Genomic DNA, 24,353 nt, shown 5'->3' with positions numbered 1-24,353 from the left:
GTTTCGACCGGGGTTTTGTCTTGTTCGGGCCATGATTGTTCGCCATTCTGTTTTCCACACCCCACAACCAGCAGGACTTCACATGCAGATCGTAAGCTTCCCTTCTGTGCGTCGCTTTGGTGTCATCGCAATCGCAACCGGCCTGTTGTCCGTTACGGTGTTGCCATCGGCACATGCGCAATCGTTTTTTGACAAGGCAAAGCAAGCATTGGGCGATGCGGTCAATTCATCGGGCACTGGTGCGTCATCCGGCACGGGCGGCAGTGGAAGTTCGGCCTTGTCCGGTTTGTCGTCAGACACGGTCGAGAAGGGGCTGAAACAGGCCCTTGATGTCGGGGTGGAAGCCGTGACCGCCCAGCTTGGCGCGAAAGATGGCTTTAACGCCGATCCGGTGGCGCATATTCCGTTGCCCGAGACGGTTAAGAGTGCGCAAAAATTGCTGAGTGCGGCCGGGCTTGGCAGTTATGCCGATGAAATTGAATTGCGCATGAACCGTGCGGCCGAACAAACCATGAGTGATGCGGGCGATATTCTGATCAATGCGGTAAGCCAGATGACTCTTGAAGATGCCAAGGGCATCCTTAATGGCCCGGATGATGCCGCCACCAGTTATCTGCGCCGGGTTTCAGGTTCGGATATCGAAGCACGCCTGCGCCCGGTTCTGACCGACGCATTGGCCGATACGGGTGCGCTGTCACTTTATGATCAGATGGTCGGACAATATGACACATTGCCGTTTGTCCCGGATTTGGAAGCATCGCTTACCGATCATGCAACGAACGAGGCAATGGATGGATTGTTCCATTATATCGCCGTGCAGGAAGCAGACATTCGAAGTGATCCGACCCGCTGGACGACAGATATCCTCAAACAGGTGTTCTCGGTCGCACAGTAATTAGCCGTGATTAGCGGTAACTAGCGGTATTTGACCGGAAGTTCTTCCCAGCGATCGCGCATATCGGCAAGCGTTTCGTCTGGGACCTGATGAATGCTGCGGAATTTGCCGTGGCATTCTATGATCTGAAGTGGAATGCCAAGTTCTTCGGCGATTTCGATATAGCTTTGCAGTTCCCAGAAACGTGTGAAAGTGTTTGAAACAACAGCACTTTCACCATCCTCAAGCGCTTCGCGGCACGCGGTCTGGCACTTGGTATGGGTCGCATTCAGGCGCCTTGGATCAAACTCATAGAACCCCTGACGGTCGACCATGAACATGTCGGCTTCAAGATGTGTTGCACCTGTGGCCTTGGCCAGATGTTTTGCCAAGGTTGACTTCCCTGAACCGGGAAGGCCCCGGATCAGGGTAAGAGTTTGGCGTGCTTCACTTTTATTTTCAGGCATCGCGTTGATTACTGGCCTTTGCGCTTACGCTGATAGAGGCCATCAAGCTGCGTGCCATAAGCTTCGCGGATTTTGTGACGGCGGATTTTCATCGACGGGGTCAGCATTTCGTTATCAATGCCAAAGGGTGCCTCGGCAAACATGAAGCTGCGCACTTTTTCAATTGTCGACAGGCGCGTGTTTACCCGATCAATCGCCGCACGGATGATTTTGCGGAATTCGTCATTCTTGGCGAGGTCTTCGATATTGTTATCAATCGAATTGTCGCGGGCAAATTCACGCATGAAATCTTCGTCCGGCCAGAGGACCGCAACCAGATAAGGCATGGCATCACCCGACACCATTGCTTGGGAAATCTCGGTTTCCAGTGTCATCAGGCCTTCGATCCGCTGGGGTGAAATGTTATCCCCGCCGGAATTGACAATGATGTCTTTCTTCCGGTCCGTGATCATCACACTGCCCTGTTCATCGAACTGGCCGATATCACCGGTATGAAGCCATCCATCGACAATGGTTGCCGCCGTAACGTCGGGCAGGTTCCAATAGCCCTTCATCATGCTTTCACCGCGCAGAAGGATTTCACCGTCTTCGGCGATTTTGACTTCTGCCCCGACCATCGGCGGGCCAACCGTGCGCAGTTTGTTGTTTTCGGCCCGGTTGCACGAAACAACGGGGGCAAATTCGGTTTGGCCGTATCCTTGTAAAATACGAATGCCACAGGACACAAACAGAACGCCCAATTCATAATTCAGCGGTCCGCCACCTGACACCATCGCCTTGATGCGCCCGCCAAAACGTTGGCGCAATTTGCGGCGCAACAGCAGTTCACAGGCAAGGTTCTGGAGTTTCTCGACAAAGCTGAGACGCTGACCTTCGTAATTTTTGCGGCCAAGGCGCAGGGTCAGGTCAAACAGCTTTTGTTTGATCCCGCCTTCTTTTTCGACCATGCGGCTCATGCGCTGATAGAGCATTTCATACAGGCGCGGCACGGCGGTCATGATGGTCGGGCGGACTTCGGCCAGATTGGCCGCCAGTCTATCAAGGCTTTCGGCGTAATAGATTTGCGCGCCAATACTGATCGGGAAATACAACCCGGCTGTATGTTCATAAGAATGCGAAAGCGGCAGGAAGGACAGGAAGATTTCATCATCAATGCCAAGGGTTTCGATGATATCAAACGCCCCCATGCAGTTTGAAATGATCGCCCCGTGGCTGAGCATCACACCCTTGGGCGAGCCACCCGTACCCGATGTATAGATCAGACAGGCAAGATCATCACGTTTGATGCCGGCAACCCAGTTATCCACATCATCGGAAAGACCACGCCCCTTGGCGATCAGATCATCCCAGCGCGAAATGGTGATATCCCCGACAAAGCTTTGACCCCATTCTTCCATCATGATGGCATGACGGCAGCGCCCGCTATCAAGGGCAGCATGCAAAAACGGCTGGGCCAGTTTCTTGGTCGAGATGATGGCGATTGCCGCACCACTGTCTTCAATGGCGTGCAGATGGTCGCGTTCGGTATTGGTGGTATAGGCCGGAACCGTCATTGCGCCGACACACATGACAGCAAGGTCGGCGATGCTCCATTCCGTGCGGTTTTCCGAGACCAGCAAAACCCGATCACCCGGGCGCACCCCGATGTCATAAAGCGCACGCGCCAATGCCCGAACCTGATCAGCGGTTTCTTGCCAGGTGGTTGGGACAAATTCATCTGTTTCATTGCTTTTGGTCCAAAGAAACGGCGCATCGCCATATTTCTTTGCCTGAGCAAAAAACATCTCGGGCAAGTTTTGCCAATCGGCATAACTTTGCAAATTTGTCATGACATCCCCTTGCCTTGTTGTTTTTCCCATGGTCGGACAATCTTTGCGCTGTCCTGATTTGGTTTGGTTCACCTGAATCATTGTACCGGAAGTCTCCGGCATCAGATCGAAAATAAATGAATATTCCAAGATGATTTTGTTAGCAGGGATTGGGGTGTTTCGCAGCCGGAAAATGACAATTCTTTTACCAAGATGCCCGCTTTTGCCAAATATCTCCGGATTTGGGCCAAAATTTCACAGCTTTTGAACCGTTATGGCGTCTTTGGAACATATTCTTGATGCTTTGCTGTTGTTCACATGGCCAGTAAAGATATGATCACAGGTATGGTGAAAAACCGCATGTGTGATCAGGGCTGGTGATCTTGGGATGAGCCGCTATATATCGGTATCGGGATTGCCTTAGAGCGACCATGCGAATGCATATGGACTTAGACTGTCTGGAGGACAAATGAACGCGATCAACAAGAATTTGCCGACCTGGGATCTGACGGATCTCTATAACGATCCAAAAGACCCGACCATCCGGCGCGATCTTGATGATGCCAAAGCTCGCAGCCAAGCGTTCCAGAAAAACTATCAGGGTAAGCTCAATGACCTTTCGGGGGATGAACTTGCCGCTGCGATTGTCGAATATGAAGCCATCAGCGAAATTTGCGGCAAGATCGGCTCCTTTGCCCAGTTGCTGTATGCAGGCGATAGTTCGGACGCTGCCATCGGACAGTTCTATCAGTCGGTTCAGGAAGAAATGACCAGCATTTCAAGCCTGTCGCTGTTCTTCGGGCTTGAGATTAACCGGATCGAAGACGCATCCCTTGATGCGAAATATGCAGAATCCGGGGAACTTCGCCGTTATCGCCCGTGGCTTGATGAAAACCGTGCGTTCCGCCCCCATCAGCTGTCTGATGAAGTCGAACAGGTTCTGCACGAACGCCGCGTTGCCGGGTCGGCCGCATGGGTGCGTTTGTTTGATCAGACCATGGCCGAGTTGCGTTTCCCGATTGATGGCAAAGACCTGACCATGTCCGATGCAGCCAATATGCTGTCGTCGAACAAGGTCGAGGATCGCAAAAAGGCCGCCAAATCCATCGGTGATGTGTTGGGCAAGAACATCAAACTTCTGGCACACGTGACCAACACCCTTGCCAAAGACAAGGAAATCGATGATCGCCTGCGCAAATTTGCCACCCCGGTGTCATCGCGCAACCTGTCCAATCAGGTCGAAGACGAAGTCGTCGAAGCGCTGAACACGGCTGTTCAAAACAGTCACGCCGATCTGTCGCACCGTTATTACCGTTTGAAAGCCAAATGGTTCGGTGTTGATCAGCTTGATTACTGGGACCGCAATGCGCCGCTTCCTGATGATGATGATCGTCAGATTGATTGGGATACCGCACGTTCGACCGTATTGAAGGCGTATGGTGAATTTTCACCGGAACTGGCCGATGTTGGTCAGAAATTCTTTGATAATCCGTGGATCGATGTCCCGCCGCGTGCAGGCAAGTCATCGGGCGCCTTTGCCCATCCGACCGTGCCATCGGCACACCCTTATTTGCTTTTGAACTATCACGGTAAAACCCGTGATGTGATGACGCTGGCCCATGAACTTGGCCATGGGGTGCATCAGGTCTTGGCGGGCGAGCAGGGATATTTCCTGTCTGATACGCCGCTGACACTGGCGGAAACCGCATCTGTGTTTGGGGAAATGCTGACCTTCCAGTCGATGCTGCGTTCGGAAAGTGATCCGAAGATGAAACGCATCATGCTGGCCGGTAAGGTCGAAGATATGCTCAACACCGTTGTGCGTCAGATTGCGTTCTTCGAGTTCGAGAAACGCGTTCATGACAAGCGCCGCGAAGGTGAATTGACGGTTGATGAGATCTGCGACATCTGGATTGCCGTACAGCATGAAAGTCTGGGCGATGCCATCCGGTATGAGGACGAGTACAAATATTACTGGTCCTACATTCCGCACTTCATCCATTCGCCGTTCTATGTGTATGCCTATGCCTTTGGCGATTGCCTTGTGAACTCGCTATACGATGTTTACCAAGGGGCTGAAGACGGCTTCCAGCAGAAGTATCTTGATATGCTGAAAGCTGGCGGCACCAAGCGTCACCAGGAACTTCTGGCACCGTTCGGACTTGATGCATCTGACCCGGCCTTCTGGCAACGGGGTCTGAATATGATCAAGGGCATGATCGACGAGCTGGAGGAGCTTTCCTGATATGAGTGATAACGACGATAACTATACCGCCCGGTCAGAAGAAAACAGATTTGGCGGACGGGTTCGTCGTTATGCAAAGGTGGGGGCGTCGGCCAGTAAGCTGGCCGCGCGTCTTGCCACGGGAAAAGTGTTCGGCGGCGAAATCGATCATGCGAAATACGCCGCCGAACTGACATCTGCCCTTGGCGGGCTTAAAGGCCCGCTGATGAAGGTCGCCCAAATCCTATCGACCATCCCCGATGCCCTGCCCAAGGAATATACCCAAGCCTTGGCAACCCTTCAGGCCGATGCGCCCAGCATGGGCTGGTTGTTTGTCAAACGCCGCATGCGTAGCGAACTGGGGGCGGGGTGGCAGTCAAACTTCACGGAATTTAGCCACGATGCGGTGGCCGCCGCATCCCTTGGTCAGGTCCATAAGGCAACCTTGCCCAATGGGGATGAAGTGGCCTGTAAGCTGCAATATCCCGATATGTCGGCAACGGTTGAGGCCGATCTCAAACAGCTTCGTGCGGCCTTTGCGATCTATAAGCGCTATGACAGCGCGATTGATGCGCAAAACATTCAGGAAGAACTTTCTGCCCGCCTGCGCGAAGAACTTGATTATGCGCGGGAAGCCAAACATATGCGGCTTTATCGCCATATGTTGGCCGATGAAAGTGCGGTGCATGTGCCCGAACCGGTGGATGAACTCACCACCAGCCGGCTTTTGACCATGACATGGCAGAGCGGGCAAAAATTTCAGCATTTCCTAGATAGCGACCCGGATCAGGATGCGCGCAATACGGTTGCGCTTAATATGTTTCGGGCGTGGTATGTGCCGTTTTATCGCTGCGGGGTTATTCATGGCGATCCGCATTTGGGCAATTACACGTTGCGCGATGATCATTCGGTCAATCTTCTGGATTTTGGCTGCATCCGGATTTTCAAACCCGATTTCGTCAATGCGGTGATCACGCTGTATGAGGCGCTGCGTGATAATGACGATGAAAAGGCGGTTTCTGCCTATGAAAGTTGGGGGTTTGAAAACCCGTCACGCGAACTGATTGATGTTCTTAATATCTGGGCCAGTTTTGTGTATGGCCCGATCCTTGATGATCGGGAACGCAAGATGGGCGAAACCAATTCGGTTGCCTATGGCGCGGAAGTCGCCGGGAAGGTGCATCGGGAACTTCGACGGGTGGGCGGGGTCAAGCCGCCGCGTGAGTTTGTTCTGGTGGATCGTGCTGCGGTGGGGCTGGGGGCGGTGTTCTTGCGCCTTGATGCGCATGTGAACTGGTATCGCCTGTTCCATGATCTGGTCGGGGATTTTGACGTCGACAAGCTTGCCGCACGTCAAAAAGAAGCCCTTGATCTTGTCGGGTTGGAACGCCCTGACGCCTGATTTGGCGAAATGTAGGGTGCCATCGCACCGCGATTCGGCTTTCAAGGCATGGAATCGGGTACGCTGTTTGCGCTTTTTCACGCCATAGAGCGTCAATTTCACCGCAAAATCCCGACTATTTAAAAAAGGCCGGCAAAAAATTTGCGAACTTTTTGCGTCCGCTTGCGTTTCGTAAAGACTGTTATCACGGTGATTGATGCAGACTTATGCGTTTTTTTGTAAGATAATGTTCACTTACTGCGCGGGGTAAAAATAGGGGAAACTACCGTAAATCAAAGACCTATTACATACTGGTGAGGATAAAGACCTGTTCCAGCGTGGAAATAAAGTGTGCGGTTTTCCGCGCATTCCGGATTTTCAATGTAATTAACTGAATTAAAGTTAAACAGGTTTTTTGTTGGTTTTTGATATTGTGGTTGTCGGTTGGAAATCGCATCTTGCTTTCAACGCAGACATGGCGGGGCGTCATTGATTGTTTGTCCTGAGCAGCAATGACGGGTGGGACCTGACATGTCACCAAGGCTTTACGGCTTTGGAATGCGTGGTGGGAAAGTGGGCGGTTTCTTCTGCATTTGCTGGAAGAACCGCCTTTTTCTTTTCTGGCAAGGGTGCTTGTGATCGGTCCGAAAGGAACGCGTTCGACGTTCTGGAACCGGTTACTGGAATAAAAACAACAATTACCGTGCTTACCAAATACATTAGGGAAGGAGGTCGAACGCGATGAAACTGGCCGTTCCAAAAGAAATATGGCCCGGAGAGAAGCGCGTTGCTGTCACACCAGATACCGTCAAGAAATTGATTGCTCTGGGGTTTGACGTTGCAATTGAAGCTGGTGCCGGAATAGATGCTGCCATACCCGACGATCGATTTGTCGATGCCGGGGCAACCATTGCCAAAACAATGAAAACCACCGTGAAGGATGCCGATGTCATCTTCAAGGTGCGCCCACCCGTCATTGATGGCAAAACCAACGAATTAACCGCCTATAAAAAGGGGGCCGCTGTTGTGGCCCTGCTTGAGCCATTTGATCGTAAAGAACTGATCGAAGCCATGGCAGCGGCGGGTGTTGATGGCTATTCCATGGAATTGATGCCGCGTATTTCGCGGGCGCAATCGATGGATGTGCTGTCGTCGCAATCCAACCTTGCGGGCTATCGCGCGGTTCTGGATGCTGCGCATGAATTTGGCCGCATTTACCCGATGATGATGACCGCTGCCGGGACTTTGGCACCGGCACGTATTGTTGTGGTCGGGGCCGGTGTTGCCGGTCTTCAGGCAATTGCAACCGCCAAGCGCCTTGGTGCCGTGGTATCGGCATTTGATGTGCGCCCGGCGGTAAAAGAACAGGTTCAGTCGCTTGGCGGGACCTTTATTGAAGTCGAAGATGACGCTGCATCCGATGCCGAAACGTCCGGTGGCTATGCCAAGGAAATGTCGGACGATTACAAGAAAAAGCAGGCCGATAAGCTTAAAGACGTTCTGTCAAAAACCGATATCGTGATCACCACGGCCCTTATTCCGGGGCGTCCGGCACCAGAAATTGTCACAGCCGACATGGTTGCCGGCATGAAACCGGGTTCCGTGATCATTGATCTGGCGGCTGAACGCGGTGGCAACGTTGCCGGTGTCAAACTGGGCGAAACAGTTATCACCGCCAATGGTGTTAAGCTTATTGGGTCGGAAAACATCACCAGTTCGGTGGCAACCGATGCGACGGCGATGTATGCCAAGAACCTTTTGAACTTCATCACCCTTTCTGTCGATAAGGACAAAGGTGGTTTGGTGTTTGATGGCGAAGATCAAATCATCAAGGAAACCCGTCTGACCCATGACGGAAAGGTCGTTCATCCTAAATTCGGTGGGGAGGAGATCGCAAATGGCTGATCAATCCGTAGCCCAGAATGCAAATGAACTGCGCGATGCTGCGCTTGGTCTGGCTGAAAAGGCCGCCCAGCTTGCCGATAGTCTGGCCAATGGTGCCAATGACGCGGCAAATACGGCAACCGTTGTGGTTCAATCATCGGGTGTCAGCCCGACGGTCATTGGACTTACCGTGTTCGTACTGGCCTGCTTTGTTGGCTATTACGTCGTGTGGAAAGTCACCCCGGCCCTTCATTCACCCTTGATGGCGGTAACCAACGCCATTTCATCGGTGATTATTGTCGGTGCGCTTCTTGCAGCAGGTCCGGTGGAGATGAATTTCTCCAAAATGATGGGCTTCATGGCGGTGATATTGGCTTCGGTCAATATCTTTGGCGGCTTTATCGTCGCCCAGCGCATGCTGCAAATGTTCAAGAAAAAGAAGTAGGGGGAACACACAATGTCGGAAAACCTATCGGCTTTCCTGTATCTGGTGGCTTCGGTCTGCTTCATCTTGTCGTTGCGCGGACTTTCGTCACCTGAGTCAGCCCGGAACGGGAATATCCTTGGCATGGTTGGTATGGCAATCGCCATCTTTACCACGCTGGCATCCCCGTCGGTTCTGTCATACACAACCATCATTGTCGGTATTTTGATCGGTGGATCGATCGGTACGATCATTGCGCTCAAGATCAAAATGACCGCATTGCCACAGCTTGTGGCGGCCTTTCACTCGCTTGTCGGTCTGGCGGCGGTGTTTGTTGCCGGTGCGGCACTTTATTCGCCGGGGGCCTATGGCCTTGGCACGGCAGGCAACATCGGGGCCGCCAGCCTGATTGAAATGGGTCTCGGCGTTGCGATTGGTGCGATTACCTTTACCGGATCGCTTGTTGCCTTTGGCAAGTTGCAGGGCATTGTTTCGGGAACGCCCGTTCGTTTTCCCGGTCAGCATATGCTTAACCTTGCGATTGCGATTGGGATTGTCGTCTTTGCCGTGATTATGGTGGCAACCGAAAGCCATACGGCGTTCTGGATCTTGGTTGCGCTTGCGCTTGTTCTGGGCATCACGCTGATCATTCCGATTGGCGGGGCGGATATGCCTGTTGTTGTTTCCATGCTGAATTCCTATTCCGGGTGGGCAGCATGTGGCATCGGCTTTACGCTTCAGAACAATGCTCTGATCATTACCGGTGCGCTGGTGGGTGCGTCGGGTGCGATCCTGTCTTACATCATGTGTAAGGGCATGAACCGGTCGATCTTTAACGTCATCTTTGGTGGTTTCGGTGCCGAAGGCGAAAGTGCCGCCGCCGCGGGTGGCGACAATGACCGTCCGGTCAAATCCGGCTCGGCCGATGATGCGTCCTTTATTATGAAAAACGCATCAAGCGTCATTATCGTTCCGGGCTATGGCATGGCCGTGGCACAGGCACAGCACGCCTTGCGTGAAATGGCCGATATCCTTAAGGCCGAAGGTGTCAAGGTCCGCTATGCCATCCATCCGGTGGCCGGACGTATGCCGGGCCATATGAACGTGCTGTTGGCCGAGGCCAATGTGCCTTATGACGACGTTCTGGAAATGGATGAAATCAACCGTGATTTCGGATCCGCCGACGTTGCCTTTGTCATTGGCGCGAACGACATCACCAACCCGGCGGCGAAAACCGACCCGGCAAGCCCGATCTTCGGCATGCCGATCCTTGAGGTCGAAAAAGCCAAAACGGTGCTGTTCATCAAACGTGGTATGTCGGCAGGCTATGCCGGTATTCAGAACGAGTTGTTCTTTAAAGACAACACCATGATGCTGTTTGGGGATGCCAAAAAGATGTGCGAAGAAATCGTCACGCATCTTGATAGCTGATCAAGCCATCTGGTTTGAAAAACGAAAGGCGGCTCCGTTGGGGCCGCCTTTTTTCATTTAGGATGTACCATCTTGAAATATGCGACGTTTTTATTGTGAGAGAAGGAGTAATAGATGGTTGCCAAGAAGGCGCACCATTTCGTTCCCCGTATGCTGTTGAGGAACTTTGCAAACGAACGAAATAAACTCTGGTGGTTCCGCAATGCGAGTGGGCTTCCTTGCCCGCAGGAGCGGCTGCCAGAGAGTATTTTTTTCCAGAACCATTTGCACGCAGAGCAGCTAAAGAGCGGAGAGAAGGACGTCAGTTTGGAGGATGAATTTGAAGCATTGGAGAATTTGATCGCCCCTTTGTTCGCGAAGATAATCCAGCGATCTGAAGCAGGGGAAAACCTTATGCTCAGTGATGAAGAGCGAACCTTATGTGCTGTGTATATATATACTCAGTGGAAGCGAACACCTCAGTCTTTTGGTCAACAGCTGATTCAAGATCAGTTTTTAGCTTATCGTGATCGTGCGATTTCTCGTCTTAGACAGAAATCTGACAAATTTGACGATGAGATTGAGGATTGGTTGTCTGACGAGGTGGCGCAGGAGAGGGTTAAGCAAAATATTCGCGTAGGCATAATGCGTAGAATGGATCCGCAAGTTTCTGATTGGTTGAGTAAGCTAAGTATTGGTGTTGGGCGCATTTCTAACGCCAAGAAGGCATTCGTGATCACGAGTAACCCGGTTGTTAAATTAACGACTAGAGACAGTTCCACTTTGGGAGAGCCGGGGGTTGGATTTTATTTGCCTATTTCAAAGCGGGTGGTCTTGTTCACTTCTACATTTGGGGATGAGACCCATGGTATGTCGATTGTTAATGATCGCTGGATTAGAAATTTTAACCTCGCATTATGCGGGCAATCGGAAGAAATTGCGGGGCATTCAAAAGAGTTGGTGCATTCTCTAACAAAGGTTAGAGGAAAAAAGAAATGTTCTGAGAAGTAAGTTTCGCTAATTTTTTCGCCAAATTTTGGAAATATTATTTCTGAAAATTTTTGGGAAATTTTCATGTTTCGGTTGGTAAAGGTCTCGTTTTCTTTGGTGTTTATTCTGTCGGTCGCGCTGGTCGCATCGATGGGGCTGACGATCCTGACCTATGTGCGCCTGACGGCTGAAAAGCCGATTGCCGCGATGTATTTTGAGCCCGTGTCCGAGGATGTTTTTACCGCCCATCTGGTGTCAGAAGATCAGGGTGTGAATGGCACCTATGAGATCTACGGCGATCAGTGGCGGATTGATGCGGAGTTTATCAAGCTGAAACCTTGGGCCAATGTGATGGGCATGGATGCCCGGTATCAGTTGGTCCGGTTTGAAGGGCGCTACGGCGATATCGAGGCGGAAAACACCCGCCCGCATCTTGCCTATGATCTGGGGGTGGGGGATGTGCTTGATCTTGCGAACTATCTTGCACAGTGGAATTTCTTTGTTGATGCCGAATATGGCAGCTCGACCTTTACCGATATCGATCCGGACATGGTCTATACGGTCTATCGGACCCAGTCAGGGATCATTGTCCGGTCTGAACCGATGCCCGAACCCATCGGTTATGAGCCGACCATGCTGGATCAGGTTCAAGGTTGGGTTTCGGGCAAATAGGGTTGGTATCCGTTAGGTCAGTTTTGTCTGGTTTGAAATATTTCAACTTACTGTTTTTAAATACATAAAATGTCAGGTCCGAAACTGGCGAGCAGGGATTTGGGCCCCGACGTAATCTTCCTTCATCGTTAATTGCACCGCGCTTCTGTGAGCCGGTGCCAGATGGATTGGAAGACATCATGTTACTTCAAGACAAGATTATCATCATCACCGGGGCCAGCAGCGGCATCGGTGCGGCGTCTGCCAAATTGTTTGCATCCGAGGGGGCCAAGCTTGTGCTCGGCGCACGTGGTGCGGACCGGCTTGATCAGGTTGTTACTGAAATCGTTGGTGCCGGTGGAGAAGCCTTTGCACTGGCGGGCGATGTTTGTGACGAAGCTTATGCCAAGGCGCTGGTCAATGCCGCCGTCGGGGAATATGGCGGGCTTGATGTCGGCTTTAACAATGCTGGACGGTTGGGAACACTTGGGTCGCTTGATGATATTTCGGTTGATGACTGGGACAAGACGCTGCGTGCCAATCTGACATCGGCGATGTTTGGCGCAAAGTATCAACTGCCCGAGATTGCCAAGCGGGGCGGTGGATCGGTGATTTTTACCTCGACCTTTGTGGGGCATACCATCGGAATGCCCGGCATGACGGCCTATGCCGCCAGCAAGATGGGACTGCTTGGCATGGCGCAGTGTTTGGCCGTGGAATATGGCGGGGCAAATGTTCGGGTGAATGCATTGGTGCCTGGCGGTACGGATACACCAATGGCGGCAAGCTTTACCTCTGATCCTGAAACCCGTGCGATGGTTGAAAAGTTCCATGCTTTGGGGCGGATTGCTGATCCGGTTGAAATCGCCAAGGCGGCAATGTTTTTGGCATCAGATGCTGCCAGCTTTGTGACGGGAACAGCCATGATTGTTGATGGTGGAAATTCGATCTGCAAGGCAGCGTAAAATGGTGACCCCCGCCCGAATATATCCGGGCGGGGGTGCTTTTGTCTTAGCCAAATGCGCGTTTGAGAACCGGCACGTTCGAGACAATCAAAACATCAATCGCCAGCACCGTTACCAGCGTAATGCCGGTCAGCGGGAAGGCCAATGATAGCGCTAACATCACAAACACGGCCCCCTTCCAAAGCGGCAGGTTTTTGGGCATTGGCGGTGGGGACAGGCGGATGGGGCTGTTGGACGGGCGGCGCAGCCACCACATGACAATGCCGCTGATGCACAGGAAAATCACCGTCAGGCAAAACAGGGTATTGGCAATCACGTTCCACCAGCCGAGATCCCCCTGATGAAGGGCGGTTCCGACCGCCATGCTTTTGGCACCCAGCGAATAATCGGCAAAGCCGACTTCGGCAAGAACCTTGCCGCTATATTGATCGATATGGATGGTGCGATCCCCGGTCGGCATGACGCTATCGCCGCTCATGGTGTCGGCGGAAAGGGTGTAAACGCCGTTTTCGCCGCGCGGCAGATTGACGCGGAACTGGCCACTAAAGCCGATGCTGTGGGCAAAGGCCGTGACTGTATCAAGATTAACCGGTGTGCCATCGGCAAGACCGGTCATGCCGACATCCGATCCGGATGCAGGCATCGGGGTTTGCTCCAGCCCCCAGGGGGCATCATGAAGTGCGCCGTGGTTCATATCGGCATGAATGTCATCAGACAGCGGGACATTATCCCATTTTTCAGCGGGAAAAGTGCTCCAGGCCTGAACAAACTGTCCACCCCAGATGCCCGCCCATGACAGGCCGGTGATCAGGAAAAAGAACAGAATGACCGAGATGTAAAACCCGCTGGTGACATGGAGTTCTTTCCAGAACGTCCGGCGGGTTGCACGGAAGTCCGGCCATAAAACGGATCGCAATCCTTTGCCGTCGCGTGGCCACCACATATAAAGCCCGGTGACGATCAGAACGATGGCAAGGCCGGCAGCAATTTCAATCAACCGATCGCCAAGATCACCGATCAGAAGTTCGCCGTGAATGCCACTTGCCCAGTAAAACCAGCTGTCATCGGTCACAATGGTTTTGCGGATTTCGGTGGTGACAGGATCAAGTGTGACAACATGCTGCTTGCCGCCACTATCGACCAGAAACATGGTGGCAAGATCGTCTTCGATCGGGGCGATATATTGGCTAACCGTCGCATCGGGTAAGGAGGCACGTGCGGCTTCTGCCTGTATCTCAAGGCTTTGGCGGGTGCCGTCGGATGCAAGGATGCGGTCGCCAAACCGGGTTTCAATGACATTGAAATACATCATCAGAAGGCCGGTAATCGCCAGCATGAGCAGGAAGGGAACAACATAAAGCCCGGCATAAAAATGCCAGCGCCATGCGGCGTTGTAAAACTTGCGCGACAGGCTGCGGGATCCTGGATCGGTGGTGGTTTCGCGCGCGGGCGAAGCATTCTGTTTCATCAGAAAGAACCTTTTATGATCGGATATGCAAAACACCGCAGGCACGCGGGAATGGCGCGCATTGACTGCGATGAAAGGACGGCAGATCAGACGATAAAGGGCGGGGCACGCGGGATGTTTGGCGTGTCACGGGTGTTCAGCCGATGTTCAAGCCGCTTGGGCAGGTGGGCAAATACACGTGTGGCGAATTCAATGCGTTCGGGAATTGACGGGTTATCGGGCAGGATAACCGCCGATGCAATGCGACAGAATTCGCAAGAGTCGAGCAAACCGGCATTATTGTCCGGGTCGCTGATCTGACCGCTCAGACACAGGACGGGAAGAGTACCATCGGGCAGGGCAAAGCTTGCCAGATCGCTATCGGGTATCGGGCCAAAGGATGCCAGCTTGTGCGAGACGCCAACAAGCATCAGGGCGATCACGCATAGAATGCGGACCGTGATCTGAACCCGTGATCGTAATGCAGGCATTTAATTTTCCCCAGCCGTTGCCATCGAATGTGTTGTCGATGACAGATACGCGACACGCGTTTAACGGGTTTCAGGATTTTTCGCCATGACATTTATCATGTTCGATAAATTTGAGTTTGGGCAGGGTGGGAAGGCGGAAAGCAGAAAGCAGATAAACCAAACCCGCCTGGATTGCTCCGAGGCGGGTTTGGTGCACGGGTCCGAACTTAGCAAGCTAAATTCGACCATGCAGTATCACGTTCGAGGAACCCCGAAAGTGAAAAAGAAGACTAGAAGCCTTCACGCTCGATGCGCTTACGCTCCAGCTTGCGGGAACGACGGACTGCTTCCGCCCCTTCGCGAGCTTTCTTCTCCGACGGCTTTTCAAAGTGACGACGGAGTTTCATCTCACGGAAAATGCCCTCACGCTGCATCTTTTTCTTAAGGGCTTTCAGAGCCTGATCGACATTGTTGTCGCGAACGATTACCTGCACGGAAACCACGCTCCTTTCAAAAAAACAAAAACACCCGGAGAAGCGGAATGCCCTCCGGTTGGATCTACGGTCAACATGACCGTGGCCTGTATATAGTGCAAACCGGCCAAAAAGAAAAGAGGGAAGAGGATGTTCGCCTTGGGCGTTCATTCCACCGATCAAAGCAAACGCCCACGCAAAAAGTCGCGTCAGAACCGCTATATTCAGACCCTGAATGCGTCAATTTCCAATGTCGTTTTTGTGATTGCTATCACGAGGTGAATTAATTGGGTAAAAACTCGGTAAAAAGTTGGGTATAGTGCTTTGACAAAATTGGCTTATTGCATTTTAGCCATACAAAAGGTGGGATTTGGATATGGAAAGCTCTCTGCGGGAGGCGGCAATCGCACATGCGCCGTTCTTCATTACCGGACCCGGACAGTCAGATGTCCTGTTTACGATTATTGTCTGGTTCGTTGTGCTGGCGGTGTTTGGTGTTGGCGCGCTGTATCTAAGCCTGCATGCGCTGCCGGAAAGACTGGCCCATCACGCCAATCACACGCAGCTTCAGCTGATCAGTATCCTGACCCTTCTTGCGCTGTTTACCCATAACAACCTGTTCTGGTTGGCGGCATTGGTGATTGCGGTTGTTCAGGTGCCTGACTTTTATACCCCGATCAATGCGATTGCCGACGCGGTCAAGGCGATGGCACGTCAAAGAGGTGCGATAAGCGACTCGGTCTTGCCAACAATGGCAACCGACGGCGCTGTTGCCACGGAAACCACGAACATGAGCGTTGAAACCACCAACACGGGTGCTGAAACAGGCAAGACGACCGCGCAGGAGAACCATAAAGATGTTTGAGCTTCTTCTGTGTTCAATTTTCACCATCCTGCCGGATTACCTGTTCCGCCGTTTTCGGCAGGGCAAACGTCTTGGCAAGGAAATCACACTGTTTTCCGTCTGGTATGAGTTGCGCTACGGCATTGTTGCCTGTGCGATCCTGACGATTTCGCTGATCACGCTGATATTCTATTTCCATCCATCCAGCCAGAATGTCGCGTCGTTCTATAGAACGCTGACAATCCTTCCGGAAAAGAACGGCCGGGTGGTCGAGATTTATACCGGCAATGATGATCAGGTGACATCAGGGCAACCCTTGTTCCGCCTTGATGATCGTACCGAAACCGAAGCGGTCGAAATGGCCACGCAGGAAGTCGCACAAATCCGTGCGCAGATGGCCGTAGCCGAAGCTGATCTTGCGGTCGCTGCCGGTAATCTTGAAGAAGCACAAGGTGCCTATGCGCAGGTTCGCGATGAATTGAACGTCAAGTCAGACCTTCTGTCGCGCGGAACCAACGCTGTTTCCCGGCGTGAGGTCGAAAGACTCGAAGTTTCCCTGACAACGCGCCAGGGCGGGGTCAATGCCGCACGGGCGAATATGACAGCGGTCCAAACCAAACTGGACACATTGTTGCCTGCACAGCTTGCCAGTGCAGAGGCATCTTTACGTTCGGCCGAAGTTGCCCTGTCAAAAACGGTTGTCCGGGCCGGTGTGGATGGCGAGGTGCAACAATTTGCCCTGCAGATTGGTGATGTTGTGAACCCGCTGTTGCGTCCGGCCGGTATCTTGATTCCCAAAAAGCCTGACGAAGTTGTGTTTCAGGCCGGGTTCCAGCAGGTGTCTGCACAGGTTGTCAAAGCCGGGGTTCTTGCCGAAATGGCCTGTGCGTCGCTTCCGTTTGAAGTTATCCCGATGCTGGTAACAAGTGTGCAGCCGGTCATTGCGGCCGGTCAGTTCCGCCCGACCGACAGATTGCTTGATATCTCTGAACGCAGCACACCGGGTACGTTTTTGGCTAAAATGGTCCCGCTTTATCCAGAACAGGTCAAAGATGTGCCATGGGGTAGCCAGTGTATCGCCAATGCGTACACCAATACCCATGATCAGCTTGACGATCCGGATATTGGAACCGGCGAATGGCTGTTCCTGCATATGGTACAGACCGTCGGGATCGTGCATGCCTTGCTGTTGCGTGTTCAGGCATTGCTGTGGCCGATCCAGACATTGGTGTTCTCTGGCCACTAGGGATTTCCGCATAGGGTCTTTACAGAAGGGCGGTTTTGGTTGGATATAGGGATATGTCGATCCTTAAAATTGCCCGGATGGGCCACCCGGTTTTGCGCCATGTCGCAGGCCGGGTTGAAGACCCGCTTGATCCTGAAATTCAGCGTCTGATTGCTGACATGAAGGACACCATGAAGGATGCCGGTGGTGTTGGCCTTGCGGCACCACAGGTGTTTCAGTCAAAGGCGATCATGGTCTTTTTCGTGCCGGTCTTTCGCAAAAGCGATGACCCGGATGACGGTGAAATTCCGCTGAGCGTTCTGATCAACCCGGAAATTGAACCGATTGGCGATGAAATCGTCGATGGATGGGAAGGCTGTTTGTCCATTCCGGGGCTTCAGGGTGTGGTGCCGCGTTGGAACAAAATCCGTTATCGCGGGTTAAATGAGAAGGGCGAGGAAGTCGAACGCCTTGCCGGTGGGTTCCATGCCCGCGTGGTTCAACATGAATATGATCATTTGATCGGAGTCATGTATCCCGAACGTATGGAAGACATGACGCTTCTTGGGTTTAACGAAGAATTGCGTGAGTACCCGCCCGAGACGACCTTTAGGCAGTCAGACGTATCAGAAGATGCCAACGATACAGATGCCGATGACGCCACCATAAGTGATGAGGAGGCCTGATATGACCGTGTCCGAAAGCATGAGCCGTCTGGATGCCCAGCGCCAAGCTCTGGTTGAAGCCGCCCTTGAACATGTGCCGTTTGATGGCTGGACGAAACAGTCGCTTTTGGCCGGTGCGGAGGATCTTGACCTTGCACCCGGTGAAGTTGACCGTTTGCTGCCCGACGGCATTCGTCAGGCGATCATTACCTATGTTGAACTGGTGGATCGTAAAATGGTCGCAGCCCTTGATGAAAAGGGGCTTGATGACATGAAAATTCGTCAGCGGATTGCAACTGCGGTCAAGACCCGCCTTGATCTGGTCGAAGATCAAAAAGATGCCGTCCGTGCGGCCTTGGCCAATCTTGCCTTGCCGCAAAATGTTGCTATTGGTCTTAAACTGACCCATGGCACGGTGGACAAGATGTGGGTTGCCGCCGGGGATACATCGACCGACCATAATTGGTACACCAAGCGGATGTTGCTTGCCGGTGTGTATGGATCGACATTGGCCTTCTGGCTTGATGATAAATCCGACGGCCATGCCGATAGCTGGGCATTTTTGGATCGCCGGATCAGCAATGTGCTGCAGATCCCGAAAATCACCGCCAAGTTCGGGCAGGTTGGCAAGTTTGCCGCAGCGCCCTTCAAACTCGGGGCGAAGCTTTCGCGCTGTATCCCGACCGCCGGGCGTATGCGCCGCCAGTTTGGTGGATAGGTCCGCCGTCTGACATTGGATGTTTAGTAGAAAACGCCACCGGCATGATATGCGGTGGCGTTTTTTTGTATGCTCTGGTTTGGAAACTCGGCGACCTTTCGGGTCAGAACGTGTTTTCGAGGAAGCTTAAAAGAGAACGGTCCGGTGCATTGGCCCGTTTGGTTTCTTCGGCCAGATCAATGTTGAAGGCTTTGCCAAACAGATGGGTCGGGGCCTTTTCAAGCGCCTTGTCTTCGCGATCAAGAGCATCATCATCTGACTGGATTTCCTGACGCGTCGGTTTGGCGGCAAGGGCAACCAGTTCAGACGGGGGTGTGCCCATCCAGATGCCTTTGCGGTTTTCCTTGGCAAAGTCCTGATCACGCAAATAGGTTTCGCAACTTGGATGGCTATCGCAGCTTACCATATCGACCATCGCCCAACCGGCCCGCAGGATCAGGCGGTTCAGATCGTTCCGGCCAATGGTGCATTCGGTCAGCATCGGGAAAAGCTGAACGTCCGATACCTGCTGACATTTAATCGCATAGTTATCAATGATGCGATCAAGCGCCTGTGTTGCGGCGGCACCGCATTTAAATTCGACATTTCCGGCCCGGCAGATCATGCCGGGTTTTGGCGCACGAATGCCAAACAGCTCGACAATCATATTGCCAAAGCGAAGCTTGTCGCCTTCGACAACATCGGGGAAGCCAGCAGCACCGGGTGCCGCATTGGCATGGTTCATCTGGCTTTCGATGGCGTTCAGGCCAAGGGCCAGTGAAAGAAGGATCAGAAGTTTCTTCATCTCGTTCCGTCCATAAAGAGTTTCCTGTCCCTACAACAGCAAACCCGATGCCAATCGACTGGGCATAAAATGCCATTCGATGGTGTTTGGTCGTAACGCTATGAATGTCATACGAAAAAGCCCCGGATAGGTTTGGCATCCGGGGCTTCTGTCATGCGTATGATCGCAAATTCTGTCGGGTTATTTTGGCAAGACCCATGTGACATGGCCCATTTTGCGGCCGGGTTTTGCTTCGGCCTTGCCATAGAGGTGCAGTTTGGCATTTGGCTCGGTCAAAATTGCCTGCCAGTCATTGATGTCATCGCCCAGAAGGTTCTTCATCCGGGCCCTGGAATGGTGGGCGGGATCGCCCAAGGGCAGGCCACAGACTGCACGGATGAACTGTTCGAACTGGCTGGTGATGCAGGCATCAATCGTCCAGTGCCCTGAATTATGCGGGCGCGGGGCGACTTCATTGACCAGAATAGTGCCATCAGTGGTGACAAACATCTCGACCGCCAACAGACCGACAAATTCCATGGCACTAACAAGCTTGATCGCCATGTCTTCGGCTTTTTTGGTCAGATTATCTGCGATTTCAGCCGGGGCAACCGTCACATCCAGAATGTGATTGGTGTGGACGTTTTCAACCGGGCAGAAGCAGGCGGTGTCGCCTTTTACGCCGCGGGCAACGATCACGGATATTTCGCGTTCAAAGGAAATAAATCCTTCAAGGATGGCTTCGGCATCCTTCATTTCTGCCCATGCTTGCGCAAGATCGGTCTCGGCGGTGATTTTGACCTGACCTTTGCCGTCATAACCCATTTCGGTGGTTTTAAGAACCGATGGACGGCCCAGTTTGGCAACGGCGGCTTCAAGATCAGCCAAGGAGCGCACGGCTTCAAACGGGGCAGTTCCGATGCCATGATCATTGCAGAAGGTTTTTTCGCGCAGGCGGTTTTGCGAAATATGCAGGCATTTCCAGCCCGGCCGTACCGGTACGAGTTCCGAGAGAAGCTTCACGCTGTCATGGGGGACGTTTTCAAATTCAAACGTCACGACATCGACATCTTGGGCAAAGGCCCGCAGGGCATCGAGATCGCTGTAATCGGCAATGGTTGCCTTGGCAGATACCTGTTCGGTCGGGCTATCGGCACCGGGGCCGAAGACATGAACCTTATAGCCAAGCTCTGCGGCACAGAAGGCGGCCATGCGGCCGAGTTGGCCATTGCCCATAATGCCAATCGTGCTGCCCGGTGCAATGATGCGCGTGTCGAAATCCTGCGTCATGTATTCCTCGATCAAAAATCTTTCCGCCGGGAAAGCATTACCTTAATTCAGGCAACGATAAAACTTGTTTGGGACAAACAAAAACGCGCCCGATGGGGCGCGTCTGTTTGCAGATCACGGTGCCGGATCAACCGGTTCGTCTGCGACCGATGCGGTCTGGGCTGCGCGCCAGTCATCAAGGCGCGTGGCAAGATCGTCATCCATCAGCGCCATGATACCAGCCGCCATCAAACCGGCATTCTTTGCACCCGCTGAACCAATGGCAAGGGTCCCGACCGGAACGCCACCGGGCATCTGAACGATGGAAAGCAGGCTATCAAGACCTTTAAGAGTGCGGCTTTGAACCGGAACGCCCAAAACCGGAAGCGGGGTCATGGCCGCAGCCATGCCCGGAAGATGGGCCGCACCGCCCGCACCGGCAATGATGACCTTAAGGCCGCGCGACTTTGCCGATTTGGCATAATCATACAGGCGATCAGGTGTGCGATGGGCCGAGACAATTCTGGTCTCATACGCGACGTTCAGCGCATCAAGGACATCTGCTGCGTTTTTCATGGTTTCCCAGTCAGACTGGCTTCCCATGATAATGCCGATGACCGGTGTTTGATCGCTCATATTGGCGGCTCCGTTTCGGGCGGTTTCGTGAAGGGCCGCATTATATGCAGCAGGGCCTGGCATGCAAGCTTGCTTATGCCATTGCAGATCGGTTGAAACTTGTATATCTCAGGCCTGCCTAATCAAGCAAATTCGACTATTCAAACGTATGGAGTGGCTATTCTTACTGCGGATTGAAAATGGGGGTGAACTGATTGCCCTTTTGATGTATTCTTTACCAATAGCTCATATAACTGTGCAGGTAGCACGGAAGGTCAGACATGAAAGTCACGCGACCCACTTCAATGACACCCTCTATGGGGGGAGGGGATGGAAGATATCCATCAAGTCAGTACGGTGTTTTTGCCTATGGCAAGGACGCCGGACGTCGTCGTGGGCCAAATCAGCAGCATCAAGTTGATATTGATACCGAAAACCTTCCGGAACCTGTGGAAGACGTGCATTTTCATACGCCTGATATCGCCAATGTATTGGGCATCCCCGATGATCAGGTGACGCCAGCGGTGGAACAGGCAATTGGCCGCTTGATGGTGCGGATCAATAATCTTACCGATAGTTCGGCTGATCTGAAGAAACGTTTGGCACAACTTTCCCGTACCGAAGGCCGCGATCCGTTTACCGGTGCGCTGAGCCGCCCGGCATTCATGCAGATTCTTGAAAACGAAGCGTCTCTTTTGGGGACTGATCGGACCAACCGGACGATCTTGATTTGTGAGTTGTCAAATATCGAAGATATTTTGCAGCGCTATGGTCAGGAATGCAAAGACGGGCTGTTCAATTACGTGCGGAGTATTATTGGCGATTTCGTCATGGCGCCGCATCATCTTGGATATCTTGGCTGCAATGACTTTGTTGCCTTGATGTATAATGTGGATCGCGACGATATCTTGCAGCGTATTGATGCCATCACCCGTTGGCTTAACCAGCATCCCTATACCCATAAAGACAAAGAAATCACTGTTGTTCCGGTCTTTGGCATGTATCAGGCTGTCGGTGGCGATACCGCTATATCAGCATTGAACGCAGCGGATTCGGCCTTGCGGGCGCAAAAGGAAATGTATTTCGCACAAATTGATCGCATCCCGTACGGGATTTGATCGGTCAGCTTATCATTGTCCCATCATTGCAAGGCCCCACCTTGCAGGGCACTCTTTCCCAAAATCGGCTCCCGATCTCATCCCCACACACAATGCCAGACACATCCGGATTTAAGTCAAAAATCCGAAATCACGTGCCAGATGCGCGCGATTGATTGTTCGGTATGATCCGATGGTTGGACGGCCGGAATTTTATGAAAATATGTGTGCGTTGCGAAAGCAATGGCCCAAGATCGCGCCCGAAATCAGGCGATGATGTCGGGAACCAGTTGCGACTCGATATACAGGATTTCGTCTTTGAGGGCGAGTTTACGCTTTTTCATGCGGCCCAGACGCAGTTGATCGTGGTGTGGGGCCAACACCATTTGTCCGATAGCGACATCAAGGTCGCGGTGTTCCTCGCGTAAAGAATGAAGTCTTTTTTCAATCTCGATCTGATTGATTTCGTCCATTTTTGATCCAGCTTAATAACCAACGCGAAGTGATCTTGATATTAACAGATATCAGATGGGCAACCCATATGATTTATAACAATGATAACCATATCGGGAAGGAAACGCATGCGGATCGGGATTTTGACCAGTGGTGGTGACTGCGCGGGATTGAATGCGGTTATTCTTGCCGTCGTGCGCCGGGCCGTTCTTGGCTATGGCTGGGACGTTGTTGGTATTCGCCAGGGCACACATGGCCTGATGCAAGACCCGCCACAGGCGATTGATCTGAATGATCAGGTGAACAATGACGGGATGCTGCGGCTTGGTGGCACCATATTGGGAACGATCAACAAAGGGGATCCGTTTGATTATCCGATGCCCGATGGTAGCTTCGCTGATCGTTCCAACGAAGTGATTGAGGGATATCGCAAGCTTGGCCTTGATGCCCTGATCGGCGTTGGCGGGGATGGCAGCATGGCGATCTTGCATCGGCTGGCCCAGATGGGCGGGATCAATCTGGTGGGCATTCCCAAGACCATTGATAATGATCTGGCACAGACCGAATATTCGGTGGGCTTTACCACGGCGGTGAATGTCGCGGTCGAGGCCCTTGATCGGTTGCAGCCCACGGCGGCTTCGCATGACCGCATCATGATATTGGAAGTCATGGGACGCGATGCCGGGCATATCGCCCTGTTTGCCGGGGTGGCCGGTGGGGCGGATGCCATATTGATCCCGGAAATGGATTATGATCTGGATGCGCTCAGCGAACATTGTCTCAATATCCGTAAACGCGGGCGCAATCATGCCTTGGTCATCGTGGCAGAGGCCGTAAAGCGCGATGATGGCAGTGCCGTGACCCAAGGCAATGACGGGCAAAAAATCCGCTATGGCGGGATTGGTCATTGGTTGGCCGAAGAATTGGGGGCGCGGACCGGCTGGGAAACACGGGTGACGGTTTTGGGCCATGTTCAACGCGGTGGCATTCCATCCCCGCGGGACCGCGTGATAGCATCGGCCTTTGGCGTGCATGCGGTTGATCTGATTGCGCAGCAGAAATTTGACCGGGTGGTTGCCTGGTCAAAACGCAAGGTGATCGATGTGGCGATGAAAGATGTTATTGTCGGACCACGGCTTGTCGATACAAAGGGCACCATGGTTTCAACAGCCAAGGGGTTGGGGGCCTATCTTGGAACCCCGCCCAAGAAAGTCCGAACAGCAAAGACCGTCTGAG

24 protein-coding genes are annotated in these 24,353 nt (G+C 52.7%); 15 read left to right on the top strand and 9 right to left on the bottom strand.

Going from position 1 to position 24,353, the window contains the following annotated elements; translation table 11 throughout:
• The first annotated feature begins 82 nt into the window (after positions 1-82).
• Complete coding sequence (locus RIC05_RS01595; RefSeq protein ID WP_350047517.1) at positions 83-895, top strand: DUF4197 domain-containing protein; 813 nt, start codon at positions 83-85, stop codon at positions 893-895.
• Positions 896-915: 20 nt separating this feature from the next.
• Here RIC05_RS01595 and RIC05_RS01590 read toward each other — a convergent pair whose 3' ends face one another.
• The gene (locus tag RIC05_RS01590) at positions 916-1,341 is read right to left on the bottom strand and encodes a P-loop nucleotide/nucleoside kinase family protein (RefSeq protein ID WP_350047515.1); all 426 of its coding nucleotides are present in this window, start codon (positions 1,339-1,341) and stop codon (positions 916-918) included.
• An 8-nt stretch (positions 1,342-1,349) separates the two neighbouring features.
• A complete protein-coding gene (locus RIC05_RS01585; RefSeq protein ID WP_350047513.1) occupies positions 1,350-3,170 on the bottom strand; it encodes an AMP-dependent synthetase/ligase in 1,821 nt (606 codons plus the stop codon).
• Between the two features lie 448 nt (positions 3,171-3,618).
• On the opposite strand from RIC05_RS01585, the gene RIC05_RS01580 reads away from it, so the two are divergent.
• The 8 genes from RIC05_RS01580 to RIC05_RS01545 all read left to right on the top strand — a co-directional run bounded on the left by RIC05_RS01580 (position 3,619) and on the right by RIC05_RS01545 (position 13,078).
• Entirely contained in the window at positions 3,619-5,394 is a 1,776-nt protein-coding gene (locus RIC05_RS01580; RefSeq protein WP_350047511.1) for a M3 family oligoendopeptidase, read from the top strand.
• Position 5,395: 1 nt separating this feature from the next.
• Positions 5,396-6,775, top strand: coding sequence for an ABC1 kinase family protein (locus RIC05_RS01575; protein WP_350047509.1), 1,380 nt, complete (start codon positions 5,396-5,398; stop codon positions 6,773-6,775).
• Between the two features lie 720 nt (positions 6,776-7,495).
• Positions 7,496-8,659, top strand: coding sequence for a Re/Si-specific NAD(P)(+) transhydrogenase subunit alpha (locus RIC05_RS01570; RefSeq protein WP_350047507.1), 1,164 nt, complete (start codon positions 7,496-7,498; stop codon positions 8,657-8,659).
• Complete coding sequence (locus tag RIC05_RS01565; RefSeq protein ID WP_350047505.1) at positions 8,652-9,083, top strand: NAD(P) transhydrogenase subunit alpha part 2; 432 nt, start codon at positions 8,652-8,654, stop codon at positions 9,081-9,083. Before RIC05_RS01570 ends, RIC05_RS01565 begins: the two co-directional genes overlap by 8 nt.
• Positions 9,084-9,095: 12 nt before the next feature.
• Positions 9,096-10,493 (top strand): NAD(P)(+) transhydrogenase (Re/Si-specific) subunit beta, encoded by a 1,398-nt coding sequence (locus RIC05_RS01560; protein WP_350047503.1) that lies wholly within the window; start codon positions 9,096-9,098, stop codon positions 10,491-10,493.
• Between the two features lie 114 nt (positions 10,494-10,607).
• Positions 10,608-11,483, top strand: coding sequence for a DUF4238 domain-containing protein (locus tag RIC05_RS01555; RefSeq protein WP_350047501.1), 876 nt, complete (start codon positions 10,608-10,610; stop codon positions 11,481-11,483).
• Between the two features lie 63 nt (positions 11,484-11,546).
• Complete coding sequence (locus RIC05_RS01550) at positions 11,547-12,134, top strand: hypothetical protein (protein ID WP_350047499.1); 588 nt, start codon at positions 11,547-11,549, stop codon at positions 12,132-12,134.
• A 179-nt stretch (positions 12,135-12,313) separates the two neighbouring features.
• A complete protein-coding gene (locus RIC05_RS01545; protein ID WP_350047497.1) occupies positions 12,314-13,078 on the top strand; it encodes an SDR family oxidoreductase in 765 nt (254 codons plus the stop codon).
• A 46-nt stretch (positions 13,079-13,124) separates the two neighbouring features.
• Here the strand turns inward: RIC05_RS01545 and RIC05_RS01540 are convergent, their stop codons facing one another.
• The 3 genes from RIC05_RS01540 to rpsU form a co-directional block, all read right to left on the bottom strand.
• A complete protein-coding gene (locus tag RIC05_RS01540) occupies positions 13,125-14,546 on the bottom strand; it encodes a PepSY-associated TM helix domain-containing protein (protein WP_350047495.1) in 1,422 nt (473 codons plus the stop codon).
• An 86-nt stretch (positions 14,547-14,632) separates the two neighbouring features.
• Entirely contained in the window at positions 14,633-15,016 is a 384-nt protein-coding gene (locus RIC05_RS01535; protein ID WP_350047493.1) for a hypothetical protein, read from the bottom strand.
• 269 nt (positions 15,017-15,285) lie between these two features.
• Complete coding sequence (gene rpsU / locus RIC05_RS01530) at positions 15,286-15,489, bottom strand: 30S ribosomal protein S21 (RefSeq protein ID WP_007091098.1); 204 nt, start codon at positions 15,487-15,489, stop codon at positions 15,286-15,288.
• A 355-nt stretch (positions 15,490-15,844) separates the two neighbouring features.
• Here rpsU and RIC05_RS01525 point away from each other — a divergent pair, with 355 nt between their 5' ends.
• From RIC05_RS01525 to RIC05_RS01510, 4 genes are read left to right on the top strand one after another with little or no spacing between them, the layout of a single operon-like run.
• Positions 15,845-16,333, top strand: coding sequence for a hypothetical protein (locus RIC05_RS01525; protein WP_350047491.1), 489 nt, complete (start codon positions 15,845-15,847; stop codon positions 16,331-16,333).
• Positions 16,326-17,558, top strand: a complete 1,233-nt coding sequence (locus RIC05_RS01520) for an HlyD family secretion protein (RefSeq protein ID WP_350047489.1) — start codon at positions 16,326-16,328, stop codon at positions 17,556-17,558. The genes RIC05_RS01525 and RIC05_RS01520 overlap by 8 nt, the downstream gene beginning before the upstream one ends.
• Positions 17,559-17,611: 53 nt before the next feature.
• Positions 17,612-18,223: a peptide deformylase gene (gene def, locus RIC05_RS01515; protein WP_350047487.1), complete on the top strand. Its 612-nt coding sequence runs from the start codon at positions 17,612-17,614 to the stop codon at positions 18,221-18,223.
• 1 nt (position 18,224) lies between these two features.
• The gene (locus RIC05_RS01510; RefSeq protein WP_350047485.1) at positions 18,225-18,920 is read left to right on the top strand and encodes a COQ9 family protein; all 696 of its coding nucleotides are present in this window, start codon (positions 18,225-18,227) and stop codon (positions 18,918-18,920) included.
• 103 nt (positions 18,921-19,023) lie between these two features.
• Here the strand turns inward: RIC05_RS01510 and RIC05_RS01505 are convergent, their stop codons facing one another.
• The 3 genes from RIC05_RS01505 to purE all read right to left on the bottom strand — a co-directional run bounded on the left by RIC05_RS01505 (position 19,024) and on the right by purE (position 21,588).
• Entirely contained in the window at positions 19,024-19,704 is a 681-nt protein-coding gene (locus tag RIC05_RS01505; RefSeq protein WP_350047483.1) for a thermonuclease family protein, read from the bottom strand.
• A 180-nt stretch (positions 19,705-19,884) separates the two neighbouring features.
• Complete coding sequence (locus RIC05_RS01500; RefSeq protein ID WP_350047481.1) at positions 19,885-20,973, bottom strand: 5-(carboxyamino)imidazole ribonucleotide synthase; 1,089 nt, start codon at positions 20,971-20,973, stop codon at positions 19,885-19,887.
• Between the two features lie 114 nt (positions 20,974-21,087).
• Complete coding sequence (gene purE / locus RIC05_RS01495; protein ID WP_350044352.1) at positions 21,088-21,588, bottom strand: 5-(carboxyamino)imidazole ribonucleotide mutase; 501 nt, start codon at positions 21,586-21,588, stop codon at positions 21,088-21,090.
• Positions 21,589-21,848: 260 nt separating this feature from the next.
• Here purE and RIC05_RS01490 point away from each other — a divergent pair, with 260 nt between their 5' ends.
• Complete coding sequence (locus RIC05_RS01490) at positions 21,849-22,685, top strand: GGDEF domain-containing protein (protein WP_350047479.1); 837 nt, start codon at positions 21,849-21,851, stop codon at positions 22,683-22,685.
• Positions 22,686-22,930: 245 nt separating this feature from the next.
• Here RIC05_RS01490 and RIC05_RS01485 read toward each other — a convergent pair whose 3' ends face one another.
• Entirely contained in the window at positions 22,931-23,137 is a 207-nt protein-coding gene (locus RIC05_RS01485) for a YdcH family protein (protein WP_350044349.1), read from the bottom strand.
• A gap of 108 nt (positions 23,138-23,245) precedes the next feature.
• Here RIC05_RS01485 and RIC05_RS01480 point away from each other — a divergent pair, with 108 nt between their 5' ends.
• Positions 23,246-24,352, top strand: a complete 1,107-nt coding sequence (locus tag RIC05_RS01480) for an ATP-dependent 6-phosphofructokinase (protein ID WP_350047477.1) — start codon at positions 23,246-23,248, stop codon at positions 24,350-24,352.
• The last annotated feature ends 1 nt before the right edge of the window (position 24,353 follow it).

The organism is Thalassospira sp. (genome assembly GCF_040218635.1).
GTDB lineage: Bacteria > Pseudomonadota > Alphaproteobacteria > Rhodospirillales > Thalassospiraceae > Thalassospira.
Note: the sequence above shows the minus strand (reverse complement) of the source record. Positions and strands in the feature narration are given on the sequence as shown.